General features: G+C 72.4%; 20 protein-coding genes. 12 read left to right on the forward strand and 8 right to left on the reverse strand.

Annotated elements, in window-relative coordinates:
- Window positions 1-41 precede the first annotated feature (41 nt).
- Together AQJ64_RS08150 and AQJ64_RS08155 are read left to right on the forward strand one after the other, a co-directional pair.
- Window positions 42-1,145, forward strand: a complete 1,104-nt coding sequence (locus AQJ64_RS08150; protein ID WP_059202516.1) for a glycoside hydrolase family 5 protein — start codon at window positions 42-44, stop codon at window positions 1,143-1,145.
- A 132-nt stretch (window positions 1,146-1,277) separates the two neighbouring features.
- Window positions 1,278-2,165 carry an LLM class flavin-dependent oxidoreductase gene (locus AQJ64_RS08155; RefSeq protein ID WP_055636969.1) on the forward strand — a complete coding sequence of 296 codons (888 nt, stop codon included), beginning with the start codon at window positions 1,278-1,280 and terminating at the stop codon, window positions 2,163-2,165.
- Between the two features lie 57 nt (window positions 2,166-2,222).
- Here the strand turns inward: AQJ64_RS08155 and AQJ64_RS08160 are convergent, their stop codons facing one another.
- Entirely contained in the window at window positions 2,223-3,056 is an 834-nt protein-coding gene (locus tag AQJ64_RS08160; RefSeq protein ID WP_055636970.1) for a helix-turn-helix transcriptional regulator, read from the reverse strand.
- Window positions 3,057-3,159: 103 nt separating this feature from the next.
- Between AQJ64_RS08160 and AQJ64_RS08165 the strand changes: the two genes are divergently transcribed.
- From AQJ64_RS08165 to AQJ64_RS08180, 4 genes are all read left to right on the forward strand, one after another.
- Window positions 3,160-3,867, forward strand: coding sequence for an SDR family NAD(P)-dependent oxidoreductase (locus AQJ64_RS08165; protein WP_055636971.1), 708 nt, complete (start codon window positions 3,160-3,162; stop codon window positions 3,865-3,867).
- A 192-nt stretch (window positions 3,868-4,059) separates the two neighbouring features.
- Window positions 4,060-4,776 carry a nuclear transport factor 2-like protein gene (locus AQJ64_RS08170; RefSeq protein WP_055636972.1) on the forward strand — a complete coding sequence of 239 codons (717 nt, stop codon included), beginning with the start codon at window positions 4,060-4,062 and terminating at the stop codon, window positions 4,774-4,776.
- Complete coding sequence (locus tag AQJ64_RS08175) at window positions 4,773-6,326, forward strand: hypothetical protein (RefSeq protein WP_055636973.1); 1,554 nt, start codon at window positions 4,773-4,775, stop codon at window positions 6,324-6,326. Before AQJ64_RS08170 ends, AQJ64_RS08175 begins: the two co-directional genes overlap by 4 nt.
- Entirely contained in the window at window positions 6,323-7,060 is a 738-nt protein-coding gene (locus AQJ64_RS08180; protein ID WP_055636974.1) for a TIR domain-containing protein, read from the forward strand. The genes AQJ64_RS08175 and AQJ64_RS08180 overlap by 4 nt, the downstream gene beginning before the upstream one ends.
- Before the next feature lie 62 nt (window positions 7,061-7,122).
- Here AQJ64_RS08180 and AQJ64_RS08185 read toward each other — a convergent pair whose 3' ends face one another.
- Window positions 7,123-8,037, reverse strand: coding sequence for a macro domain-containing protein (locus AQJ64_RS08185; protein WP_240512837.1), 915 nt, complete (start codon window positions 8,035-8,037; stop codon window positions 7,123-7,125).
- Between the two features lie 74 nt (window positions 8,038-8,111).
- Between AQJ64_RS08185 and AQJ64_RS08190 the strand changes: the two genes are divergently transcribed.
- The gene (locus AQJ64_RS08190) at window positions 8,112-9,497 is read left to right on the forward strand and encodes an AfsR/SARP family transcriptional regulator (RefSeq protein WP_244902638.1); all 1,386 of its coding nucleotides are present in this window, start codon (window positions 8,112-8,114) and stop codon (window positions 9,495-9,497) included.
- Between the two features lie 460 nt (window positions 9,498-9,957).
- Window positions 9,958-10,317, forward strand: coding sequence for an FG-GAP repeat domain-containing protein (locus tag AQJ64_RS52235; protein ID WP_425315609.1), 360 nt, complete (start codon window positions 9,958-9,960; stop codon window positions 10,315-10,317).
- A gap of 305 nt (window positions 10,318-10,622) precedes the next feature.
- Here the strand turns inward: AQJ64_RS52235 and AQJ64_RS08195 are convergent, their stop codons facing one another.
- The 5 genes from AQJ64_RS08195 to AQJ64_RS08215 all read right to left on the reverse strand — a co-directional run bounded on the left by AQJ64_RS08195 (window position 10,623) and on the right by AQJ64_RS08215 (window position 16,939).
- Window positions 10,623-12,743 carry an alpha-galactosidase gene (locus AQJ64_RS08195; RefSeq protein ID WP_059202517.1) on the reverse strand — a complete coding sequence of 707 codons (2,121 nt, stop codon included), beginning with the start codon at window positions 12,741-12,743 and terminating at the stop codon, window positions 10,623-10,625.
- Window positions 12,744-12,848: 105 nt separating this feature from the next.
- Entirely contained in the window at window positions 12,849-13,640 is a 792-nt protein-coding gene (locus AQJ64_RS08200) for a hypothetical protein (RefSeq protein ID WP_055635873.1), read from the reverse strand.
- Window positions 13,641-13,764: 124 nt separating this feature from the next.
- Window positions 13,765-14,760: an NAD(P)-dependent alcohol dehydrogenase gene (locus tag AQJ64_RS08205; RefSeq protein ID WP_055635872.1), complete on the reverse strand. Its 996-nt coding sequence runs from the start codon at window positions 14,758-14,760 to the stop codon at window positions 13,765-13,767.
- 127 nt (window positions 14,761-14,887) lie between these two features.
- Window positions 14,888-15,571 (reverse strand): TetR/AcrR family transcriptional regulator C-terminal domain-containing protein, encoded by a 684-nt coding sequence (locus tag AQJ64_RS08210; RefSeq protein ID WP_055635871.1) that lies wholly within the window; start codon window positions 15,569-15,571, stop codon window positions 14,888-14,890.
- A 456-nt stretch (window positions 15,572-16,027) separates the two neighbouring features.
- Complete coding sequence (locus AQJ64_RS08215; protein ID WP_206189775.1) at window positions 16,028-16,939, reverse strand: helix-turn-helix domain-containing protein; 912 nt, start codon at window positions 16,937-16,939, stop codon at window positions 16,028-16,030.
- Between the two features lie 293 nt (window positions 16,940-17,232).
- On the opposite strand from AQJ64_RS08215, the gene AQJ64_RS08220 reads away from it, so the two are divergent.
- Window positions 17,233-18,294 carry a LacI family DNA-binding transcriptional regulator gene (locus tag AQJ64_RS08220; protein WP_055635870.1) on the forward strand — a complete coding sequence of 354 codons (1,062 nt, stop codon included), beginning with the start codon at window positions 17,233-17,235 and terminating at the stop codon, window positions 18,292-18,294.
- Between the two features lie 35 nt (window positions 18,295-18,329).
- Here AQJ64_RS08220 and AQJ64_RS08225 read toward each other — a convergent pair whose 3' ends face one another.
- The gene (locus AQJ64_RS08225) at window positions 18,330-19,814 is read right to left on the reverse strand and encodes a ricin-type beta-trefoil lectin domain protein (protein ID WP_055635869.1); all 1,485 of its coding nucleotides are present in this window, start codon (window positions 19,812-19,814) and stop codon (window positions 18,330-18,332) included.
- A 306-nt stretch (window positions 19,815-20,120) separates the two neighbouring features.
- Between AQJ64_RS08225 and AQJ64_RS51675 the strand changes: the two genes are divergently transcribed.
- Genes AQJ64_RS51675 through AQJ64_RS08235 form a run of 3 tightly spaced genes read left to right on the forward strand, consistent with a single transcriptional unit; the run spans window position 20,121 to window position 23,208 of the window.
- Window positions 20,121-20,255 carry a hypothetical protein gene (locus tag AQJ64_RS51675; protein WP_280529276.1) on the forward strand — a complete coding sequence of 45 codons (135 nt, stop codon included), beginning with the start codon at window positions 20,121-20,123 and terminating at the stop codon, window positions 20,253-20,255.
- Entirely contained in the window at window positions 20,252-22,168 is a 1,917-nt protein-coding gene (locus tag AQJ64_RS08230) for an ABC transporter ATP-binding protein (protein WP_244902639.1), read from the forward strand. Before AQJ64_RS51675 ends, AQJ64_RS08230 begins: the two co-directional genes overlap by 4 nt.
- The gene (locus AQJ64_RS08235) at window positions 22,165-23,208 is read left to right on the forward strand and encodes a serine/threonine-protein kinase (protein WP_079061527.1); all 1,044 of its coding nucleotides are present in this window, start codon (window positions 22,165-22,167) and stop codon (window positions 23,206-23,208) included. Before AQJ64_RS08230 ends, AQJ64_RS08235 begins: the two co-directional genes overlap by 4 nt.
- The last annotated feature ends 319 nt before the right edge of the window (window positions 23,209-23,527 follow it).

Here is a 23,527-nt window from a genome sequence, read left to right on the forward strand (position 1 = left end):
GGATGTTTACGTAAACATCGTCGTCCGGAAAGGGCAAGCCGATGCGCAGGACCCCCGTCAGAGCCTCCTCCCGTTCCTCCCGTTCCTCCCGCTCGCCCCGGGTGCGGGCCGCCCTCGCCGCGGTCGCGGTGGCCGCGGTCGCCGGCAGCACCCTCGCCGCCGCCCCCGCCCCCGCCTCCGCCTCCGCCGCGCCCGCCAGGACGGGCCTGGCCGCCGACACGACCCAGTTCAAGGGCGTGAACTGGGCCGACCCGCGGGACAACTTCGCCGACGACTACCTCCAGCTGTCCGGTCTGTCGACCTCGGACACCTACCGGCAGACGTATGCGAAGGCGAGCCGGATCATCGCGGCCTTCCGCGCCAACCTCGGCGCCAACACGGTCCGGCTGCCGATCAACCCGTACACGGTCAACGGGGCGTACTGGAAGTCGTACCGCGGGGTCATCGACGCGGCCTCCGACCAGGGCTTCAAGGTGATCGTGTCCTACTGGGAGGGCACCGGCACCCGCAAGGACGGCTACATCGACGACGAGGCCACCTACTGGCCGATGTGGAACACCGTCGTCAAGGCCTACAAGAACGACAAGCGCGTCTACTTCGAGCCGATGAACGAGCCGCACGGCTACACCGACACCGAGTGGGCCGACCTCGCCGCGAAGTGGCTCGACACCTACCGGTCCGTGCCCCGCAACCGGGTCTTCGTCAGCGGCGCCGGCTACAACGACCACGTCACCTCGGTCTGCGCCGACCCGCGCCTGAAGGGCACGTACCTCTCCCTGCACCACTACGGCTTCTGGAAGTCGTACGCCACCTACGACGAGTGGGTCGCCGACCTGAAGGTGCGCATCGGGGACTGCGCGAACCGGACCGTGGCGGACGAGTTCGGCGCGCCGATGACCGACGGTCTGAACTACGACGTGAAGACGCCGGACAACAACTACGTCAACTTCATCCAGGCCGTCACCGACACCTTCCGCGAGCTGAAGATGGGCTCGGTGTACTGGCCGGGGCTGCGCACCGACGACACGTACTCCGTGCAGAAGCTCGTCGGCCCGGTCAACCGTCCGTGGCTGGAGACCACCAACCAGTCCGGCGCGGACCGCCTCGCCTGGGCCTGGGGCCGCGGCAGGCCGGTCCAGGGCTGACCCGGACAGACCGGCCCGCCGACCCTGACACCGGCGGGCCGGTCGCCGCTTCCCGCACCCGGGATCCGAGTGGACTCCCCCGCATGCATATGCCGTTGATCCCCCTGTCACCCCACGCATAGGTTCCGGAACATGACGAACGTACGGATCGGTGTGATGTACGACCGCGACTGGGCGCCGGAGGGGCTGCCCGCGTTCGCGCGGCGGGCCGAGGCGCTCGGGGCGGACGACCTGTGGGTGGTGGAGGACCTCGGCTGGAACGGCGGGGTGTCGGCGGCCGCCGTGGCGCTGGGGGCGACCGAACGCCTCCGGGTGGGCATCGGCATCGCCCCCGCCCCGCTGCGCAGCCCCGCGCTGCTGGCGATGGAACTGGCCACCCTGGCCCGGGTGTTCCCCGGCCGGCTGGTGGCCGGTATCGGGCACGGGGTGCCGGAGTGGATGGCCCAGGCGGGCGTCGCGGCCCGTTCCCCGCTGGCGCTGCTGGAGGAGACGATCACCTCGGTGCGGGCGCTGCTGCGCGGCGAGAAGGTGGACCTGGAGGGGCGTGAAGTACGCCTGGACGGCATCCGGTTGGTGCATCCGCCGGCCGAGGTGCCGCCCGTCGTCGCGGGGGTCGTACGGCCTCGCTCGCTGGAGCTGTCCGGGCGGGTCGCGGACGGCACCCTGATCGCCGAGGGCCACGGCCCGGGCGACCTGGACCGCGTCCGCACCCTGACCGACCGGGGCGGCGCCACCCCCGAACACACTCTCACCGTCTTCTCCTTCGCCTGCGTGGGCGACGACCCCGACGAGGTGTCCCGGGCCCTCCATCCGCACACCGAGGGCCACGGCGCCTGGCTCGGCCGCCCGCAGGAGGAGGTCTTCACCGTCTCCGGCACCGCGCGCGAGGCCGCCGGGAACATCGAGGACCTCGCGAAGGCCGGCGCCGCCACCGTCGTCCTGCGCGTGGTGGGTCCGGAACCGCTCGGGCAGCTCGCCGCGGTGCTGGAGGCCCTGGGGCGGCCGGGCTCCGGTGTCTAGTGCCGCGGCAGGCAACGTTTGCCCGTCGCGACGGGGCGAACGCTGCCTGCCGCGGCACTAGACACCGACGGGCTGAAGGCCGAGGACCGACAGGAGTTCCAGGCGTTCGGCGTCCCGGGTGCCGGGTTCTGCCGTGTAGATCATGATGCGCAGGTCGCTGCCCGCGACGCTGAGCGTGTCGCAGTCGAGGGTCACGGGGCCGACCTGGGGATGGTCGACCGTCTTGCGGGAGGCCTCGTGGCGCCCCACGGCCCCGGAGTCCCACAGATCGGCGAACCGGGGGCTCTCGGCGCGCAGTTCGGCGATCAGCTGCCGCAGCCGGCGGTCCGCCGGATAGCGGGCCGCCGCCGCGCGCAGGTCGCCGACGACCGCCGCCTCCGTGGCCCGCCGGGACTCCGGGGTGTGCCGGACCCGGTTCTCGCCGCGGCCGAGGAAGATCCGCCAGGCGCCGTTGCGCTCCCGGCCGTACCGCTCCCCCATCAGGGCCGTGTACAGCGGGTTGGCCAGCAGCAGCGTCCAGGACGCGTCGGAGACCGCGACCGGGGTGCCGGTCAGCCGGTCCAGCATGCGGTGGACGCTGGGCGCGATGTAGGCGGGGACCGTGCCGCGTCCCGGCGGGACCAGCCCGGCCGAGTGGAAGAGGTGCTCGCGCTCGGCGGCGGACACCCGCAGCGCCCGGCCGAGGGCCTCGACGACCTGCTCCGAGGGGTTCGCCGCGCGGCCCTGTTCCAGCCGGGTGACGTAGTCGGCGGAGATGCCCGCCAGCATCGCCAGCTCCTCCCGACGCAGCCCGGGCGCCCGCCGGTGGCCGCCCGAGGGCAGCCCCGCCGCCTCCGGGGAGACCCGGTCCCGCCACCGCCGTACCGTGCGCCCGAACTCCGTACCCGCCATGCCACCACTGTGCACCGGCCCCCCTGCCGTCGTCCTGGTACCCGCGGTCCCAGGAAGCCGGGGGAACTGGCTGCCCCGGGCCGCCCGCCGCAGGCTGGAGGGCATGACCACCACACTGATCACCGGTGCCAACAAGGGCATCGGATTCGAGACGGCCCGGCAGCTCCTCGCGGCGGGCCACACCCTCTACCTCGGCAGCCGGGACGCCGAGCGCGGCCGGCTGGCCGCCGAACGGCTGGGGGCGCGCACGGTCCTGCTGGACGTCACCGACGACGCCTCGGTCGAGGCCGCGGTGCGCACGGTCGAGGCCGACGGCGGCCTGGACGTGCTGATCAACAACGCGGGCATCGAGTCCCGCGGCCCCGGCAACACGATCCCCGGCGCCGACGAGGTGACCGCCGACGCCATGCGGGAGGTGTTCGAGACGAACGTCTTCGGCGCGGTGCGGGTCACCCACGCCTTCCTGCCGCTGCTCCGGCGCTCCGCCGCCCCGGTCGTGGTGAACGTCAGCAGCGGACTGGCCTCCCTCACCCTGGCCTCGGACGCGAGCACCCCGGCGTACGGCTATCCGGGGGTCGCCTACCCGGCGTCCAAGACCGCGCTCAACATGGTCACGCTCCAGTACGCGAAGGCGTTCCCGGAGCTGCGGATCAACGCGGTCGAGCCCGGGTTCACCCGGACCGACCTGAACGGGAACACCGGGACGCAGACCGTGGAACAGGGCGCGGCGATCGTCGTGCGGATGGCCCAGGTGGGGCCGGACGGGCCGACCGGCGGCTACTTCGACGCGGAGGGCCCGCTGCCCTGGTGACCCGCCCCGCGGGCCGGAAGCGGATCGGAAGCGGATCGGCAGGTGGAAGGGCTGGCCGGGGAAGCGGGGTGTCTGGTCACATCTCGTCAGCGCGAAACCGGATCGCGCCCCACGGATGTCGGGCAGAGTGACTCTGGTCGTGCCGCGAGAACAGCGAAGACCCGGCAGCCTGCCGGGAGTTGCGAGGGGCCCATGAGCCAGCCGAACCATCCCGAAGCCCGCACGAGACCGGGCGGCACCTACGAGACGCCGACCCTGTTACCCACCGCCGGCCAGGAGCGGACGTACGCCCTGATCGTCGCCGGGATACCGCTGCTGCTGATCCTGCTGATCACCGTCCTGCCCTCGCTGGCGTCCGCGAACACGGGGTCCTCCGGGTCGTCCGGGTCCTCCGGGTCGTCCGGGTCCTCCGACGGGGCCGGGGGTGCCTGGTTCGCGTCGCCGAGCGCGGAGTACCCCAGCGAGCAGTACCCCACCGAGGAGTACACCGGCACCGACGACGACACGGGGCTGTGGGTGCCCTCCGCCGGCCCCACCGGGACCGTCACTTCTTCCGGCACCGACCCGGGCGCGAGTCCCACCGGTACCGGGCTCTCCGACGGTCCCGACGCGACCGTCCTCGCCTACTACGACGCCATCAACGCGCACGACTTCGAGACCGCCTGGGAGCTGGGCGGCAAGAACCTCGGGGACGGCGGCTACCAGGCCTTCGTGCTGGGCTACCAGGACACCGCACGGGCCGAGCCCACCGTCGAGTCCGTCGACGGCGACACCGTCACGGTGAGCCTCGTCGCCGAAGGGACCGACGGCACGCAGAAGTCGTACCGCGGTACCTACACCGTGGTGGACGGGGTCATCACGAGCGGCTCCATGGAACCGACCGGCGAGAGCGGAGCAGCGACGCCATGACCAGTGACACCACCCTCTCCGTCGCCGGACCGGCCCCGGGCCGCGCCGCGGGCGACGCCACGAGCAACGCGACCCGGCTGCTGTGCGCGGGCACGTATCTCGATCCGCTCTACCGGGCCTCCGTCATACGGGAGTTGCTGACCCACCGGTTCCGGGTGGTGGCACCGTCGTACGGCTACGACGCGGTACCCGTGCTCGCGCACGCGCTGGCCGCGCGCCGGTTGCAGCGGATCCGGCTGGCCGTCCTCGGCGCGGGCCTCGTCGCCACCGTCTTCCTGACCGGGGCCGGGGTCCTGGGCGGGTTCACCGGGTTCCTGACGGCGCTGTGGCTGTGCTGGGTCACCGCCTACCTGCGGCGGGTCGTCACCCTCCAGACCCTGGTGGGCCGGCTGGGACACGGCAGCGGCGGGTTCACCGGCGCGTACCCGCGCCACCCGCACCTGACCCCCGACCTGGTGTCCAAGATCGACGAGGAGCAGGCCTCGGACGGCACGGTGGTCCACTACGGCGGGTACAAGCCGTTCGTGGGCGCGGGCGAGCAGGTACGGCAGTGGTCGACCGCCGAACTGCTGGTCGGCGCGCCACTGCCGATGACCGAACACGACCGGCGGCCCCCGGGCGCGGCAGCGGCCCCCGGGACCCCGGCCGCCCAGGAACCGAAACGCAAGGAGGTCATCCCCTTCACCGTCGAGAAGATCACCCGCTGTGTCGCCGAGCGCATAACCGCCGAACTGCGCGAGAGCGCACGGCGGTCGGAGCGGATCGAGGGCCTCGCCGTCGAGCGGTCCACGTTCACCACGGCCGTCCCGAACCGGCGCGGCCCTGACGGGCGCGGCCCGGCGGACGGTGAGGGGCGCTGGGACGAGGTCTACGACTCCGCCCGCGCGTATCTGTGCGTGCGGGTGGGCTCCTGGCAGCAGGAGCTGGTCACCACGGCGTTCGTGGGCTTCGACCTCAAGGGCAACACCCTGCACACCGAGTTCTACTCGTACGTGCTGGCTCCGATCAAGGCCGACTTCCACCTCGTGGACCGGCTGCCCGCCGCCCTGAACGCCCGGCTGCTGGCCCGCGTCGGGTGGGACACCCTGCTCGGCGCCCCCGAGGCGCTGGTCCGGCCGGTCCTCACCCGGCTGCGTGCCTGGCTGCCCGGTCTGCTGCCCTGGCGCTGGAACAAGAACCGGATCCGGGTGCTGCTGCCGCTGGACACCAGCGAGTTCCGCCTCGGCCGCTACGCGGACCTCGTGCTCGACCGCGGGGCGCTCACCAGCATCCGGGAGATGGCCACCAGCGAGGACTTCCTGCACTTCTTCCAGGAGACGGACACGATCAAGTACACGCAGATCGTGGAGCGCCAGCTCCTGCACGTCATCCGTGGCTTCCTGCACGAGCACAACGTGGACCTGGCGGAGCACGAGGCGCGCCAGACGAACATCCTCAACGACTACGGGAGCAACAACAACTTCATGAACGGCGACAACAACACCGCCAACTCCGGGACGCAGAACTTCCACCGCGGCCCCGGCGCGGGTCAGGGGGGCGGCACCGCATGAGCGACACCTCTACGGGCGGCGGTCACCGCAGCGACTTCGGGCACGGCAACGACTTCGGGCGCGGCAACAACTTCGTCACCGGCAACAACAACACCGCCAACTCCGGGACGCAGAACTTCTACGACGCCCCGCCGCCGTCCGCCGCGAGGGCCGGCGACGACGGCCCCTCCCCGGACGTCAGCCGCAACGTCTTCGTCGTGCACGGGCGGGACGAGGAGGTGCGGATGAAGATGTTCGATCTGCTGCGCCTGCTCGATCTGCGTCCGCTGGAATGGGAGGACCTGGTCCGGGCCACCGGGAAGACGGCGCCGTTCCTCGGCGAGGTCGTCGCCGGTGCGCCCGCCCAGGCGCAGGCCGCGCTGGTGCTGCTCACCCCGGACGACCTGGTCCAGCTGCACCCGGCGCTCCGGGGCGCGGGCGAGCCGCCGTACGAGACGGAGCCGACCGGCCAGCCCCGGCCGAACGTGCTGATCGAACTGGGCATGGTGCTGATGGCCTACCCGGAGCGGACGCTGATGGTGGAGATCGGCGAGCTGCGCCCGGTCTCCGACATCGGGGGCCGCAACGTCATCCGCTTCGACGGCTCGCAGGCCGCCCTGGGCAAGATCGTGGAGCGGCTGAAGGGTGCGGGCTGCCGGGTCAACGACACGGGATCCGACTGGCGTCAGACCTGGCCGTACAGCCGCTTGTCGGCCTACGGCCGCACCGGGCGGGGAGTACCGCCCACCCCGTGAACAGCGGTACGGGCCCGGTGGTCGTCCACGGCCGGGGGAGGGGCCCGTACCGCCGCCCGGCGTCAGACATGGCGCCGGGCTCCCGTCGCCAGGCCCGCCAGGAACGCCGCGGTCTCCGGCAGGTCGATCCGGGCCAGCTCGCCGGGGCGGACGACCACGTGCAGTTCCCGGCAGAGCGGCCGCTCCCAGGCGTGGACGACGAACGACAGCAGGATCAGCCGCAGCAGGCTGTCCTCGTCGAGGTCGTGCAGCCGGGCGAGGCCCGCCCCGGTCAGCGGCATGGTGACGCGCTCCAGCTGGCCGTGCCGGCGGACGGCGTCCCACAGCCGGTCCAGGCCGAGCCACAGGTCCTGGACGCTGGAGGAGGCGACGCAGTCGTCGCCCATCCTGCTGTAGGCGACGGCGAAGACCAGCCGCGGGCGGGCACCGAGGACGGCGACGGTGCCGATCGGGTACCGGTCGCGTTTGCCCCGCGGCTTGTCCCGGGCCCGTTCCCGCACCACCGGCGCCACCCCGTGCAACGCCGCGGCCAGCTCCGCGTCCAGCCGCCCGGCGTCCCCCTCGTAGCGGCGGGCCAGCAACTGCCCCTGCACACTGGTGTCGTTGATGACGAAGCCGTCGTCGACGAGGGTGTCGAAGGTGTCGGTGAAGCCGACGACCAGATGGCCGGGCTGGTCGAAGAGATCGCCCTCCTCGACCACCACCGTCATCCCGGGGCGCCCGAACTCCTGCCGTACGGAGGACCGCGGACGGGCCCGGACCAGCCCCCAGGCCAGGCAGAGCGCCACGGAGCCGGCCGTCACCCATCCGGGATGCCGGACGAGGTCCGGAAACAGCTGGCCGACGAACTGCACGACGGCCGACACCGCGCCGAACGCCACCAGCACACTCCCGGCGAACACCCGCCGGGTCCGCCGTGATCCCGGCAGCCGCGCCCGTGCGGGCCGGTGCGGCGCGGACGGCACGGTCGATCGCATACATCCCTCCAGGACGCCTTGGTACGCTGAGTTCACTGCTGACGGGCCGTCACGCGGTGAAGGGGGCGGAACGCGTGGAAACCCGGACACCGAGCGTGCGCGTGAGCGTCCTGGGCCCCGTCCGGCTGGACGTGAACGGCGCCGAGGCGCATCTCACTCCGCTGACCGCACGGCTGCTGGTCCGGCTGGTCGCCGCCGACGGCGAGGCCGTACCGGCCCGGCAGCTCTACCGGGACGTCTGGCAGCCGACCGCCGAACTGCCCCGCCAGGACCTGCGGGGCCGCAACGAGGTGCAGAAACGGATCCTGGAGCTGCGCCGCGCCCTCGACCTCGCCGGCCCCGGTCTCGGCGCCCGGATCGTCCGCACCGCTCAGCTGCCGACCGCGCGCGGAGTGGAGAGCAGCTACCAACTGGTGCTGGCCACCGAGGAGTTGGACAGCGCCGAGTTCACCCAACTGGTCGGCGGCGCGCTGCGGGCGGCACCGGCCTCCGCCGTCCGGCTGCTGGCGGAGGCGCTGCGGCTGTGGCGGGGCCGTCCGCTGGCCGAGGCCCACGGCGAGGCGTTCGCCGCCGGCCCGGTACGGCGGCTGACCCAGCTCCGCGAGACCGCCCGGCGCGAACTGATCGCCGGACACAGCGCGTTGGGCCGCTACGACCTGGCCCTGCCGGTCGCCGAGCAGACGGCCCGGGAACGGCCGGACGACCCCGAGGCCGCCGCCGCCCTCACCCGGCTGCACGCCCGGCTGCGGGAGCGGCACGGCGACGAACTGCTGCGCCACACCCTGCGCGGACTGCGGGTGGACGTGGTCGTGGTGCGCGGCGATCTGTTCGACCAGGAGGACGCCAATCTGGTCGTGGGCTTCTCCGACACCTTCGACACCTCCGCCGACGACGTCGTGATCAGCCGGGAGAGCGTGCAGGGCCAGCTGGTGGAGCGGCTCTTCGAGGGCCGGCACCGGCTGCTGGACGACGGTCTGCGCCGCGGGCTCAAGGAGGTCACCCCGCTGGTCACGGAGAGCGTCCAGGCGAAGCGGCGGGGCCGGCGCACCCGCTATCCGGTCGGTACGGCGGTGGCGGTGCCCCTCGGCGCGCGTCGGGTCTTCGCTCTCGCCTACTCCCGGCTGGGCAACGATCTGCGCGCCCGCTCCGCGCCGGCGGACCTGCGGCTGAGCCTGGAGCGCCTGTGGCCGGCGGTGGCGGTGCACGGTCTGTTCAAGCCGGTGGCGATCCCGCTGATCGGCGCGGGACTGGCCCGGGTCGTCGAACTCGACCGCACCCAACTGCTGTTGCTGATCGTCGAGACGTTCACGGAGAGCCTCCGTGACGACCCCGCCGTCTCCCCCGAGCTGCGGGTCGTCATCCGGGCCGACGAACTGGAGCGGACGGATCTGCCGGCGGTCGAGGCCTTTCTGCGGGACATGGACGAACGGTCGGCGATCCCGCCGACGCAAGCGAGTTGACCTGGTCACTCCCCCAGCAAAGATCGGCAGCCGCTTCCCCCGACAGCCGTCACCCGCTTCGGGTCCGCTTCCGGACGACTTCCGACGCACGGGGCGGGGACGCTGGACATCAGCGGGGCGATCACGCCGAGCGTGGAGTGCGGACGGGCCCGCGCTATACGAAAGCACGGTCCCGTTACACGTGGTTCACAGCCGCACACCCTAAGTTCCCGTGCCCATGACAAGGCCGTTCTTCCGCGAGCGTCGCGGCGATGGCCTCGGCGACCGGGACGGCCACCACGGCCGCCGGCACCACGGCCACCGTGTGCTCGTCCGACATCGTCTTCACCGAGTCGAAGGCCTCCGCCACGGTCGGCGACAACCCCCGGCACGTGGCGACCGGTGACCTCGACGGCGACGGCCCGACGGGGACGGCGAGACCGACCTGGCCACCGTCGGCAACGGCTCCAACACCCTGGAGATCTACGCCGGCGGCGGGGACGGCACCTTCGCGGACCCCGTCGACTACACGACGTCCGCCCTGCCGGTCGCCGTGGGCGCCGCCGACATCGACGGCGACGAGGTGACGGACGTCCTCGTCTCCTCGCTCAAGGAGAACTCCGTCACCGTCTTTCCAGGGCACCTCGGGCGGCGAGCTCACCGAGCTGACCGAACTGACGGCCGACGGCGCCTACGAGGCGGCGGCCGCCGACCTGACCGCCGACGGCACCCAGGACCTCGTGGTCGCGAGCAGCAGCAACGACGAGGTGGCCGTGTTCACCGGGTCCTGCGGCTGAGGCCGGCCCCGGCACCTGGGCCCCTGGAACCGGCGACGGGGTGACGACCTCGCCGACGGCCTCCCGGCCCTCAGGCGGGATTCCGCCGCACGAAGAACTCCCGGAACGGGTCCATGCTCGGCTCCAGGCCCGCGTCGATCAGGCCCTTGCGCAGGGCGGTCATCTGGGGGTCGTGGATGCGCTGGGTGGGCTGGCGGAGGGGGCCGCCGTTGTAGCCCTGGAGCCAGCCCTGGAACTTCCAGGCCTGGCGGTTGATGAACGCGCCGCCGTGCAGGGCGGGGGCGAGGGCGGCCTTGGTCCTGCGGGCGGGGTGGAGCTGCCAGTAGACCTCGGCGGCGGCGTACCCGTGTCAGTGGTCCCCGGTCAGGTTCAGGAGTACGGCGGTGCCGGGGCGGGGCAGGGAGACGGTGAGTCGGGAGTCGGCGGGGTTCCAGGTCGCGGTGGCGTCGGAGGCGGTCGGGTAGAGCACCCTGGGCCGGACGTGGGTGCCGCGCAGGTGGGGGATGGGGAGGGTGCGGGTGCTGTCGTCGGGCGTCCGCGCGGCCCCGGGGGCCGGCGCGCGGCGCCACACGGTGAGCCAGGTGGCGGCGGTGGCCGGGCCGCGCAGGCCGGAGGCGAGCCAGGTGTCCTCCCAGGCGGGCAGGCCGAGCGGCCAGAAGGGAAGGCCGGCGGGGATCTCCGGGCGGAGGGTCTTGTAGGCGGAGACGGCGGAGCGGACGAGTGCGGACTGCTCCGGGCTCATCCGGTCGAGGAATCCGGACAGGTGGACACGGCCCTGGAGTGCGCCGGTGAGGGTGAAGGCGATCTCGTCCGGGGTGAAGTGCGGCTGGGGGTAGGCCCAGACGGCGGCCTGTTCGGGGGTGACGGCGGTGGCGGCCGCCGCGGCGATGGGCGGATAGCGCGCGGGGTCCTGCTGGTCGCTGGTGGACTGCACCTGGGTGACGGCGAGTTGCGCGTGGTCCATGCGGAGTCCGCCCGAGGCGCAGTTCTCCAGGACGAGGCCGGGGTACCGGTCGAGCAGGGAGCCGAGCCAGTCCAGGTGGGCGCGGTGGTGGCCGAGCAGTCCGGCGCCCGCGCTCTCGGTCCCGTTCTCCGTGCCGGCGCCGATGTTGACGTTGTAGTCGAGCTTCAGATAGCCCACCCCCCAGTCGCCCACGATCCGGTCGACGACCTGGTCCAGGTGGGCGCGGGCGGCGGGGTGGCGCAGGTCCAGGTGGTGCCGGCCGTGCTCGGTGACGCGGACCCCGCCCCGGCGGAAGAAGGCCTCGGGCGGCAGGGTGCGGGCGAGCGGGCTGCGGACGCCGACCACTTCGGGCTCCAGCCAGAGGCCGGGGGTCATGCCGTGCCGTGCGATGGCGTCCAGCACCTCCTGGATGCCGCCGGGGAAGCGGCTGCTGGAGGCCTCCCAGGCGCCGACGGCGTCCCACCAGCCCTGGGCGTCGTCGTCGTACCAGCCTGCGTCGACGACGAACACCTCGGCGCCCGCCGAGGCCGCCGCCGCGATGAGCGGCATGAGCCTGTCGGTGGTGGGGTCGCCCATGAGGGTGTTCATGTAGTCGTTGTAGATCACCGGGAGTGCCGTGTGGTCGGGGTGGGGGCGGCGCGTCCGGCGGCGGTAGGAGGTGAGTTCGCCGAACGCGGCGTCCAGGCCCCCGGTCGCCCCGACGAGAACGGCCGGGACGGTGGTGAACTCCTGCCCGGGTGTGAGGGTCTCGTGCCACTGGTGGTGTGCGTCGTCGGGGCCGAACAGGGCGACGTAGGCGGCGCCTTCGCGTTCGCCGGTCTCGTAGCGCCAGCCCGCGCTGGACTCGATCTGCCAGAGCCAGGCGCGTCCGGCCGGATCGGTGAGCGCGGCGAGCGGCAGATGGCGGCCCGTGGACCAGCTGCCCTGCGAGGAGCGCTCGAAGGCGCCGCGTCCCTCGTGGCCGTGGGCGGACCGGTTCAGGGAGACGACCTGGTCACGGAAGGCGGCCTGCCGCCAACGGCATTCGGCGAGCCAGTCGTTGTCCGCCCAGTGCAGGGTCGGACCGCCGGCCGGGGAACCGCCGGTGTCCACGAGACCGCCGAGGGCCAGGCTCGACACGCTCTCCAGCCGGAGCGGGGCGCTCCCCTCGTTGACCAGGCGCACCTGCGAGCGCAGGAAGCCGGCGCCGGGGCTGGTCCGCAGGGCGATCTCGGCGGCGAGGCCGGTCACCGGGTCCGCCAGCCGGATCGTGGTGGTCCGCAGGTCGCCGTCCACCACCGTCCGGTGGCCCTGGTGGGCGAGGCGGCCGCCGACGGTGGTGTCGATGAACCGCTCCCCCGACCAGGTGCGGCCGTGCCCGGTGACGGTGACCTCGACGAGGGGCGCCAGACGGTCCCAGTCCTGCCCCGACGCCCCCAGCCGGACCGCCCCGGCGGAGTCCGCCACGGCGTGCAGCCCGAGGACGTCGTGGGACCACAGGACGGTCTGCTCGGCTGCGACGGCCAACGAGGCGTCCCCTTCCGGTGTTCCGGGTTTCCGTGGTCCGGGTCCCCGTGGTCCGGGCGTACCTACCCACGGATGTGACCGGTCACCCCCGTCCGCCCCGGGACCTCACCTGACGTCGACGAAGTCCCCCGCGGCCGTGGCCGGTCCGGTGGTGCCCGTGCCGGCGAAGACGTACCGGTAGTAGCCGTCCTTCGTGGCCTTGGTGGTGGTCTTCAGGGTGCCGCCGCTGCCGCTGGTGACGGTCTTCAGGGTGGTGTAGGTGCTGCTGCCCTTCTTGCGGAACTGGAGCTTCACCGACTGGCCCCGGTACCCGGTGTAGCCGCCGGTCTCCCAGTTGGCGCGGGTCAGCTTGCCGGTGACCGTGACGGTCCGGCCCTTCTTCACCGGCTCGGGCGAGGCGTTGACCGTGACCTTGGCGTTCCGCTTGAGCTTCGCCGTGGCCGCGACGTCCACGTCCGTCCAGTCGTCGGTGGCGTCCTGTGCGTCGGTGAGCACGTTCCAGGTGCCGGCCAGGCTGTTGCGGTGCAGATCCCGTGCGGGGTCCACCTCGAAGGACATCGTGCAGGCGGAGGTGGTGGGGTCGGTGGGCGAGACCGTGCAGGTGCCCGCCGGGGGGTACTGCGGCAGATGGCCGTCGGCGTCGTCGGTGTTGGGGCCGTGCCACAGAAAGGCCCAGGTCGCGACGACACCCTCCGGGTCGGTCACCGTCCAGGTGAGGGTGACGGTCTTGCGGGTGGTCGTGCCGAGCACGATGTCCTTGCCGCCGTTGACGACGACGTGCGTGAACGTCGTCGGGCCGGCCGCGGCGCGGTCCGCCGCCCCGGCGGTGGCCGGGACGATCGAGGCGGACACGGCGGTGGCAAGGGATACGACGGCGACAGCCGAGCGGATACGCATGGACTCCCCCTTCGGGACGCTCGGGCCCGCCGCCTCCTCCGCGCGGCGGGCCTGATGATGTGTCACGCTGCCTAGACCCACGAGGGGCGGTCCCGGTTGCCCCGCGCGTGCCCACGACCTCTTCTCAGGACGACGACACGCGGATCACGGCCTTGCCCCGGGCGTGCCCCCGCTCCACATGGCGCAGCCCCTCGGCCGTGTCGGCCAGGGCGTAGGTCCGGTCGACCACCGGGGTGAGCGCGCCCGCCTCGATGAGGGCGGTGACGGCGAGCAGGTCCTCGTGGACCGGTCCGGCCGGGGCGGACGGAAGGATCGGCCGCAGCCGCTGCCGTACGAAGGTGTCGGCCGCCGCCACCCGCAGCAGCGAGCCCACCGCCCCGAACGCACGGCCGGGCGAGCCGCCCCCGTTGGCCACCAGGGTCCCGGTCGGGGTGAGCGCCCGGCGCAGCCGTCCCGGCGGGTGGTTTCCCACGTTGTCGAGGATCACGTCGTAGTGCGCGCGGCGTTCGGTGAAGTCCTCCCGGGCGTAGTCGACGACGTGCGCGGCGCCGAGCGAGCGCACCAGGTCGGCGTTGCGGGCGCTGCACACCCCGGTCACCTCCGCGCCCAGGGCGGCGGCGATCTGTACGGCGAACGTGCCGACGCCCCCGGCGGCGCCGTTGACGAGCACCCGCTGGCCGGCCCGTACCCGCCCGACGGTCCGGATGCCGCGCAGGGCGGTCACCGCCCCCATGGGCACGGCGGCGGCCTGCTCGAAGGTCAGTCCCGCGGGCTTGGGGACCACGAGCTCCGGGGTGGTGCGCGCGTACTCGGCGAAGGCACCGGGGCAGAAGCCCAGCACCTCGTCGCCGGGCCGGAGCGCGGGCACGCCGGCGCCGACCGCCACCACCTCGCCGGCCGCGTCGATCCCGGCCACCCGCGCCTTGGGCCGGGTCAGCCCCACGCCTCCCATCAGCCGCGCCACGTACGGGTCGCCGCGCAGCATGTGCCAGTCGTACGGGTTGAGCGCGGCGGCACGCACCCGTACGACCAGCCGGCCCGGCCCGGCCTCGGGCCGGGCCGTCTCCGCGAGCCGCAGCGCCTCCGGCGGGCCGAACCGTTCCTGGACGATCGCCTTCATCGGTCTTCCCCCATCCCCTCGGGTGTACGCCGTACACCACCTGCACGGCACGGTAGGTGTACGGCGTACACCCGTCAAGGGGAGGGGAGAACCGCCAAGGGAGCCGCAGTGGCGCGGGAACCTCGATTCAGGCCGTGCGCAGGAGCCGTTCGAGGCCGTCCAGGGTCAGGTCCAGGGCGAACTCGAACTCGGCCTGGTCGTCACAGCCCGAGCCGACGACGGACTCCTCGTCATGGGCGACCGCCCTGGCCAGTTCGGTGAGGTGGGGATAGCGCGCCGCCATCTCCTCGGGCGGCGGCGCGTCCGGATCCGGCGCGCGGTCGGTCCGGTCCTCGAACAGCTCCTGGGAGAAGCCCAGCAGGCGGCTGCCCATCACGTGCATCGCGTGATGCACCAGGTCGACCGGGAAGCCGCCGGCCCGGAAGATCCCGATCATCGAGTCCAGGTACGCCAGGACGGCGGGCGTCGGCGTGGCCCTCGCCTTCATCCGCGCCTCGATGACCGCGGGCGCCCACGGGTGCCGCAGCAGCATCCGGCGGGCCGACAGCACCCGCCGGCGGACGGCGGTCTTCCAGTCGGCGTCGGCGGACGGCGGGTCGATCTCACCGACCAGCGCGTCGATCATGCCGTCGAGCAGTTCGTTCTTGTGGGCCACGTGCTTGTACAGCGCCATGGGCACGACACCGAGCGCCTGCGCGATCCTGCGCATGCTGAGCGCGTCGACCCCGCCCTCGTCGGCCAGCGCCACGGCGGTGTCCAGCACCCGCTTCCTGCTCAGGGGCGCGCGCTGCTGCGTGCCGATCTCCACCAACCCCTCTCGTACGGGCAGGTCACTGAAGGCCCCCTGCCCGCCACCGAAGTTACCGCGTCCCTCCGGCGGAGGCCGCGCGGGCCGTGCGCAGGGCGGAGGGGAAGGGGTCGGGCGGCCGGGCGCCGGGGTGCTCCCGGCGGCGCGTGCGCGGAGTTTCACTCGACGCCGAAGGGGCCGATGCGACAGCCGACCGTGATGATCACGTCGTCGTCCCGCGAGCGGAAGAAGAAGCCGCTCTCGTCCGCGGGGCAGACGCCGTTCGCCGGCCCTGGAGGCGCTGGACCGGGTGGAACCGGCCCGTCCTGGTACTCGCGGACGAGCCGACGGGGCCCTGGACACCACGGCGAACGGCGGGGCCGTACGGGATCCGCCGACCGCGTCGCACCACGAAGGCACCACCATCGCGCCTCCGGCCCCCCTCGGTCGCCCCGGTCGCCCCGGTCGCCCCGCCACCGCCTACTTCGCGCGGGTCGGCCCGTCCAGTCCCCGGATCCCCCTGCGGAAGTCGATCGGGGAACGACCCGTGCGTTGCGTGAAGTACTTGCTGAACTGGGAGGGCGTGACGAAGCCGAGGTGGTCCGAGATCTGCGCCGCGGTCTCGTCGCCGTGCGCCAGCAGACGCTTCGCCTCCAGCACCACCCGGCGGTCGATGAACTCCTTGGCGCTGAGCCCGGCGTTGGCCAGCGTCGCCCGGGCGAGGGTGCGCCCCGAGTAGCCGAGCAGGTGGGCGTAGTCCTCCACCCGTCGGGTGGCGGTGAAGTGCCGTTCGACCGCGTCACGGAACCGCAGATAGGTCTCGTCCGGCTCCGGAGCGGGGCTGCCGACCGGGACGGTGAGATGGGCCAGCCGCAGCAGGAGGACGGCGAGGAGGTGGCGCAGGGCCGCGATGTGCGCTTCGAGAGGCAGGTGACCGAGCGCCCGGAACTCGCGGCTCAGGTGTTCCGCGGCCATGGTGACCGCCTCGGCGTCGGCGGCGACGGGGGTGGTGACGGCCGGGGCGTGCGGGTCGTCGACACGGGCGGCCGTCGCCGTGGCCGGGTCCAGCGCGTCCTGCCGGAAGAGGATCAGAGTGCCCTCGGCCCTGCTGAGGTCGCCCCACTGCTGCACCTGCCCCGGGCGCACCCACAACCATGAGCCCGGCCGCAGGGCGTAGCCGGTGAAGTCGACGACGTGCCAGAGGTCGCCCGCGGTGAGGGTGAGCAGATGATGGAAGTCGGGGCGCTGGGGCCGGCCCAGGGTGTGCCCGGAGACGCGCCGCCGCAGCTCGGCCGGCGACATGACCTCGATACCGGCGGGAGTGCCCGCGGGCGCGGCGAACGGGATCTCCGGGATCTCACGCGGCGAATCGTGTCGGGTTTTGGCCATCATCAGCCGAAAGCCTATCCGGCTCTGCCTGCGGAGCCTTCGTACGTTGGTCGTGCGGCCGCGGATACGGAACATCTCCTTGGCGGAAAGAGGAAAGGACGCCAGGTGTCCGTGGCACCGGAAGGGGACCCGCACGTCGCGCGCACCGTGAACCACGCCTCCACCCCGCCCGTACCACGTCGGCGCCCTCTTCGACGCCCGCTGGACGCCCCCACCGCGTTCTCGCACCCGCGGGACGCCCGAGGAGTGGGCCTAGGCTGTGGTCAGGGCCCGGAGAGCAGGGGAAACAAGGGATCATGGTGATGCGGGACAAGCCCATGTCCGGACGGCCCCGGCCGTCGATGGCGGATGTCGCCCGGCACGCCGGCGTCGCGCCGCAGACGGTCTCGCGCGTGTCCAACGGCCACAGCAACGTCGACCCGGCGACCAGGCAGCGGGTCGTGGAGTCGATGCAGGCGCTGGGCTACCGGCCGAACGGAGCCGCCCGCGCGCTCAAGAGCGGGCGGTTCAACACGATCGGTGTCATCACGTTCACGCTCAGGACGTTCGGCAACACGCGCACCCTCGACGCCATAGCCGAGGAAGCCGCACGCGCCAAGTACGCCGTCACCCTCATCCCCGTCTCGGATCCGACCATGGGCAGGGTTTCCGGTGCCTACGACCGTCTCAGCGAGGCGGCCGTCGACGGGGTGATCCTCGTCTTCGAGGCGCATCTCCTGGACGATGCGGAGTTCAGCCTCCCCCCAGGGGTTCCGATGGTGGTGGTCGACTCCGACACCGGCCCCGGCTACACCGTGGTGGACACCGATCAGGCGCAGGGTGCTCGTCAGGCCACGGAGCACCTGCTGGAACTCGGCCACCGGCAGGTGTGGCACATCGCCGGACCCCCGACCTCGTTCTCCGCGGCGCATCGGGTCGAGTCCTGGCGGCGCACCCTGGAGGATGCCGGTATCGTCCCGCCGCCGGTGCTGTACGGCGACTGGACCACCAGATCCGGATATCGGCACGGGTTGACCCTGGGGCGAAGGCCGGAGGTCACGGCGATCTTCGCCGCGAACGACCACATGGCGCTCGGTGTCCTGCGTGCCCTGCACGAGCTCGGCCGCCGGATTCCCGACGATGTCAGCGTGGTGGGGTTCGACGACATGGAGGAGGCCCACGCCTTCTGGCCTCCGCTGACCACCGTGCGGCAGGACTTCGCCGCGGTCGGCCGGCTCAGCCTTCAGAAGCTGCTGGGCAAGATCGGCCGTACCGGGCCCGACGTGATCGACAAGACCCTCGTCCCGACCCGGCTGGTGGTCCGCGCGAGCACCGCGGCGCCGCCGCCTCCGCCGGAGGGCGAAGCGCGGCGGCGCTGACCCGTGTCAGCGTTCCACGGGAGCGGGTGCCGGTGTCAGCTCCTGGTCCACTGCTGGTTGCTGCCTCCGTTGCAGTACCAGACGTCGACCGACGTGCCGTTGCCGGTGCCCGCTCCGGATGCGTCCAGGCAGAGCGCCGGGTTCGCGACACTGGTCACGGTGAGGTCGGCGTTCACGTTCCACTGCTGGGCCGCCGCGCCGGTGCAGTCGGAGATGACCACGGGGTCTCCCGCCGTGGCTCCGGTGCCTCCCACCGTCATGCACTTGTCGCCGTAGACGGTGAGTTGTCTGTCCGCGTTCCAGTTCCAGGACTGGTTGCCGCCGTCGTTGCAGTCCCAGAGGTCGAGCTGGGTGTTGTCGGTCGTACTGAAGCCGGGCACGTCGACGCAGCGGCCCGAGCCCACTCCGCGCAGGACCTCACCGGGAGGCGCGGCCGGCAGGTCGTTCGCGGGCGAGGTCGTGCCGAAGCCGTAGCCCCAGCGCAGTTGCGCGACTCCGGTGGTGCTGTTGTCCACCAGGTTGCCCTCGGAGTCCAGCGACTCGATCGAGTAGGCGTCGCCGAACCTCAGCCCCGGCCAGTACACCAGCCCCATCCCCTTGCTGCGGGCGGTGTTGGTCACGGACGCGAGATACGAGGTGTAGACGTTGCCGTTCCACGCGCCGTAGTTCAGACCGATGGTCATCGGGGCGCCTGCCTCGTCGATGACGGTCCGGCCGGCGTAGCCGCCGATCCGGGCTTCGAGGTCGGCGACCCAGTCCGCCTGCTGGGTGTAGCTCTTCCAGTACCCGTAGAAGTGCAGCGACAGCAGCGTTCCCTTCAGCGCGCGTGCCGCGCCGACACCGGTGACGTTGTCGTTGTAGCCGGTACCGCTGATCACGACACGGCCGCGCGGGACGTCCTTGTGCCGGGCCAGCCAGCCGCTGGTGACGGACACCCACTGGTCCAGGGTGTAGCCGTGCGGCTCGTTCATGGGCTCGAAGTAGACCCGTGGGTTGTTCTTGTACGCCCGCACCACGGTGTTCCACATGGTGTTCCAGGCGGCCGTGTCGTCGACCAGGCCGTCCTTGCTGGTGTCGGCCTCCCAGTAGCTGACGATGACCTTGTCGCCGTAGGCCGTGGCCGCGTCGATCGTCGCCCGGTACGACTTCCACCAGGCGGTGCCCACACTCGCCGGGTTGATGGGCAGTCGCAGCGTGTTGGCGCCCAGGTTCTTCTTGAAGCCGCGCACCATGTGACCCGTGGTGCGGTACACGGTGCGGTAGTCGTCCGTCACCGACAGCCCGCTGGGCACCACGGCGTCGGAGGCGTAGTTGTCCCGCGGGTCCGCCCAGTTCACCCCGCGGAAGTCACTCGTACCGCCCTTCGGCGCGGGCTTCACCGGCGCGTGCGGGGCGGCTGACGGCGTGGCGGCCGACTGGGCGAAGGCGGGGGCGGGGCCGGTCAGGAACATGAGTGAAGCGCCAAAGCCGGCCATGATCACACCGGCCAGTTTTCTCGACCCCTTCAGGGTCTTGGTCATGTCGTCTCCAGTGACGGGAATCGCGGAGTGCGGAGTGCGGGTTCGTCACCTGAGCCGAGGCACTGATGAGCCGGGGTCCGGATGAGGACAGCCATCCGGACCCGCGCAAACCGGCCATGGTTACGTAACCATGGCGGACATTGACACGTCCGCCACGCCGGTGACAAGACCCGCGACCTCCCGAAGTCCGTGCGCACGTGCCCAGGACGGGAAATTCCTACCGGATTCGCAATCCCGTGACGGAGGTCGCCCGTATGTCCTAGTGAACCGGTGTCCCAGTGAACCGGCGAGACGAAGGGAAAGATCATGTCCCTCTTCAGTCACCTGGCACCCGCCAAGCGGCACTCCCAGGGCAAGAAGTCCACGACCAGCATGAACGGGAGGACGTCCCACCACCGCAAGCACCGCCGCCGTACCTCCAGCACCGGCACGCACAAGTGACGAAACCCTGCCATCGCACCGCCCGCAGCGCCGCCCTGTTCGCGGCGCTGCGACGGTCGTTCACCGTCGCCGAGCCGGAGGGCGAGCAGCTCGTCGCCGCCGCACCGGTACTTCCGCTGCGGCAGATCTTCCGGCGGTTCTGGCCCTACACGCGCGGCGGGCGGAGGTGGCTGCTGCCCCTCGTCGCCTTCTGTGTCGTCGGCCCCGCCATCGACGCGGCGGAGATATGGCTGTTCAAGGTGGTGGTGGACGACGTCCTCGTCCAACGCGACCTCAGTGCGTTCCTTCCGATCGCGCTGGCGTACGTCGGGCTCAGCCTCGGTTCGGGCCTCGTGTCGTTCGCCGACGACGTGACCTCCGTCTGGGTCGGTGAGCGCTTCCTGATCGCCCTGCGCACGGACGTCTTCCGGCACATGCAACGCCTCTCCCTCGGTTTCTTCGAACGGCGCAGGCTCGGTGACGTCCTGGCCCGGGTGACCGGTGACGTCGACGCGGTCGAGACGTTCCTGCTCTCGGGCGTGGCCCAGGCCCTGTGGTACGTGATGCGGCTGGGCATCTTCCTGGGCATGCTCTTCTACCTGAGCTGGGACCTGACGCTGTTCGCCCTCGTGGTCGTGCCCCTGTTCTGGTGCGCGGCCCGGTACTTCTCCCGGCTGGTGAAGGCCGCCTCCCGGGAACGCCGCCGACGCAGCGGTTCGGTCAGCGCCCTCGCCGAGGAGGTGCTGGGCAACATCGCTCTGGTGCAGGCGTACAACCGCCAGGAGTGGGAGCAGAGCAGGTTCCATCGCGAGATCCTCGGCCGCTACCGCGCCACCATGGCCTCGACCCGGATCCGTGCCGTCTTCGGGCCGCTGGTCGATCTCGTCGAGCTGAGCGGGGCCCTCCTGGTGATGGGCCTGGGCACCTGGCAACTGGCCCGCGGCCGGCTCACCCTGGGCGAGCTTCTGGTCTTCTTGGCCCTGCTCGGCAAGCTCTACAGCCCGATCCGGGGTATGTCCCACCTGACCAGTACCTTCTACACGGCCTCCGCCGCCGCGGAGCGGATCGTCGAACTGCTCGACCAGCGCCCGCTGGTGAGTGAGGTCCCCCGTCCGGCCCGGCTCGGGCGCGCTCGCGGGCAGGTGGAGTTCGACGGTGTCGGCTTCACCTATCCGGGAACCGACCGGCCCGCGCTGTGCGACGTGTCGTTGTGTGTGGAGCCCGGGCAGACCCTGGCGCTGGTCGGGCCCAGCGGTGCGGGGAAGTCCACCGTCGCCAAGCTCCTGCTGCACTTCTACGACCCCGAGCACGGCGCCGTCCGGCTGGACGGAGCGGACCTGAGGACCCTGCGGCTCGCCGACGTCCGGGACAACGTGGCCGTGGTGCTCCAGGAGACGCTGGTCCTGCACGGCACCGTGCGCGAGAACATCCTCTACGGCCGTCCGGACGCCGGTGAGCGGGAGGTCGTCGCGGCGGCCCGCGCCGCGGACGCGCACGACTTCGTGACCGCGCTGCCCGAGGGCTACGACACCGTCGTGGGCCAGCGCGGCAGGCTGCTGTCCGGAGGTCAGCGCCAGCGCCTGGCGATCGCCCGGGCCATGATCCGTGACGCGCCCGTCCTCGTTCTGGACGAGCCGACCACCGGCCTGGACGCCGAATCGGGCCGACGTGTCATGGAGCCGCTGCGCCGGCTCATGGCCGGACGCACCACGATTCTCATCTCCCACAACCTGCTCACCGTCCGCGACGCCACCGTGATCCTGGTGCTGGACCACGGCCGGGTCGTCGAGCAAGGGACCCACCACGACCTCCTGCTGAGCGGCAGAACCTACGCCCGGCTGCACCGGCTGCACGCGCCCGCGGACCCCGCCGTCACGCCCACGGACCCGGCCGCCACCGTCGTCGCCGCTTCCACGACCAAGGCCTTCCCATGAGCCGTCCGAACCTCGCCCCGCCGCGAACGGTCCCCCGGCACCGGACCGCCCCGCCGCCCGCACCCCCGCCGCCCGCGCTCGTGCCTCTGCCGCCGGGGACGAGACCGGTGGCCGGCTACGAGATCCTCGCCCATCTGACCAGGACCGGTTGGCTCGACGTGTACGACGCCTGGAGCCATGAGCGGGACTGCCGCTGTCTGCTGAAGACGCTGCGTCCCGACCGGCGGCACGAACCACGGCTGCGCGAACGGCTCCTGCGTGAGGGCCGCTGGCTGGAGGCGTTCAGCCACCCGCATCTGGTCCGCGCCTACGAGACCGTCGAGGCCCCCGAGCCCTTCGTCGTCCTGGAGACTCTGACCGGCGAGACCGTCGCCCACCTCATCGGCCGCCTGCACCGCCGGCTCGCCGCCCCTGACGTGGCCTTCCTCGGCCTGCACCTGTGCTCCGCACTGCACTACCTGCACGGCCGGGACCTGCTGCACCTGGACGTGAAGCCCTCGAACGTGATCATCGACTGCCGGCGCGCCAAACTCCTCGACCTCAGCGTCGCCCGCCCACCGGGGCCCGCGCCCGCCGGCATCGGCACCCCCTGCTATCTCGCCCCCGAACAGGCACGCGGTGCCGACCTGTCCGCCGCCGCGGATGTCTGGGGGGTGGGCATCACGCTGTACGAGGTCGCCACCGGTGACCTTCCCTTCCCCGAGATCACCACCACCACGACGGACAGGGAACCGGCCGGCGACGCGGGCGCAGACACCCCGTCCGGGTCCGTGAGCCCGGACGACACCTACGGCCGACAGCGCCTCTACCCGCAACTGGAGGGCAGGGCCGCACCTGTGGGCACCGCGCGCCGGCTGCCGCGTGCGCTCGCCGCCGCGGTCGACGCCTGCCTGGAACCGGACCCCACCGCCCGGCCGGACATCGGTTCCCTCGCCGCGACGTTCGACGCGCTGCTGCCCTTCCACCGCAGGGACGTGGAACCAGCACCATCCGGGTCGGCCCCCGGACAACCCCTCCGCGAGGAGGCCGCCCATGAGTGATGCGCACCATGGGGGGCTCTCTCCGGCATGGATGCCCGATGACGCGCTGCCGGCGGGGCCGACGACCACGACGGGGTGGCCGTGACGGTCACCGGCGACGCCCAGCTCGCCGAGGAGGTGGCCCAGCAGACCTCGCGGTGGCCGGCGAGAACCCGGCCGGGTTGCGGCGGGCCATCGGCGGATGCCGACGACCTGCCCGCAGGTGCCCGGACGGCCGTTCACGCCACACTCACCTGAACCCCAACGGCTCGGCGGCACCCGTGACCAAGGTGCACCTGCTCGCGGAACGGGTACCTGCCGGCCGGCCTGATCCGGTGGT

Origin of the sequence: Streptomyces griseoruber (genome assembly GCF_001514205.1) — a bacterium.
Taxonomy (GTDB): domain Bacteria; phylum Actinomycetota; class Actinomycetes; order Streptomycetales; family Streptomycetaceae; genus Streptomyces; species Streptomyces griseoruber.

Bases quoted from the DNA above. Each gene is read 5' to 3' on its own strand.
- AQJ64_RS08150 (WP_059202516.1), top strand. From the start codon at position 42: ATGCGCAGGACCCCCGTCAGAGCCTCCTCCCGTTCCTCCCGTTCCTCC.
- AQJ64_RS08155 (WP_055636969.1), top strand. From the start codon at position 1,278: ATGACGAACGTACGGATCGGTGTGATGTACGACCGCGACTGGGCGCCG.
- AQJ64_RS08160 (WP_055636970.1), bottom strand. From the start codon at position 3,056: ATGGCGGGTACGGAGTTCGGGCGCACGGTACGGCGGTGGCGGGACCGG.
- AQJ64_RS08165 (WP_055636971.1), top strand. From the start codon at position 3,160: ATGACCACCACACTGATCACCGGTGCCAACAAGGGCATCGGATTCGAG.
- AQJ64_RS08170 (WP_055636972.1), top strand. From the start codon at position 4,060: ATGAGCCAGCCGAACCATCCCGAAGCCCGCACGAGACCGGGCGGCACC.
- AQJ64_RS08175 (WP_055636973.1), top strand. From the start codon at position 4,773: ATGACCAGTGACACCACCCTCTCCGTCGCCGGACCGGCCCCGGGCCGC.
- AQJ64_RS08180 (WP_055636974.1), top strand. From the start codon at position 6,323: ATGAGCGACACCTCTACGGGCGGCGGTCACCGCAGCGACTTCGGGCAC.
- AQJ64_RS08185 (WP_240512837.1), bottom strand. From the start codon at position 8,037: ATGCGATCGACCGTGCCGTCCGCGCCGCACCGGCCCGCACGGGCGCGG.
- AQJ64_RS08200 (WP_055635873.1), bottom strand. From the start codon at position 13,640: ATGCGTATCCGCTCGGCTGTCGCCGTCGTATCCCTTGCCACCGCCGTG.
- AQJ64_RS08205 (WP_055635872.1), bottom strand. From the start codon at position 14,760: ATGAAGGCGATCGTCCAGGAACGGTTCGGCCCGCCGGAGGCGCTGCGG.
- AQJ64_RS08215 (WP_206189775.1), bottom strand. From the start codon at position 16,939: ATGATGGCCAAAACCCGACACGATTCGCCGCGTGAGATCCCGGAGATC.
- AQJ64_RS08220 (WP_055635870.1), top strand. From the start codon at position 17,233: ATGGTGATGCGGGACAAGCCCATGTCCGGACGGCCCCGGCCGTCGATG.
- AQJ64_RS08225 (WP_055635869.1), bottom strand. From the start codon at position 19,814: ATGACCAAGACCCTGAAGGGGTCGAGAAAACTGGCCGGTGTGATCATG.
- AQJ64_RS51675 (WP_280529276.1), top strand. From the start codon at position 20,121: ATGTCCCTCTTCAGTCACCTGGCACCCGCCAAGCGGCACTCCCAGGGC.
- AQJ64_RS08235 (WP_079061527.1), top strand. From the start codon at position 22,165: ATGAGCCGTCCGAACCTCGCCCCGCCGCGAACGGTCCCCCGGCACCGG.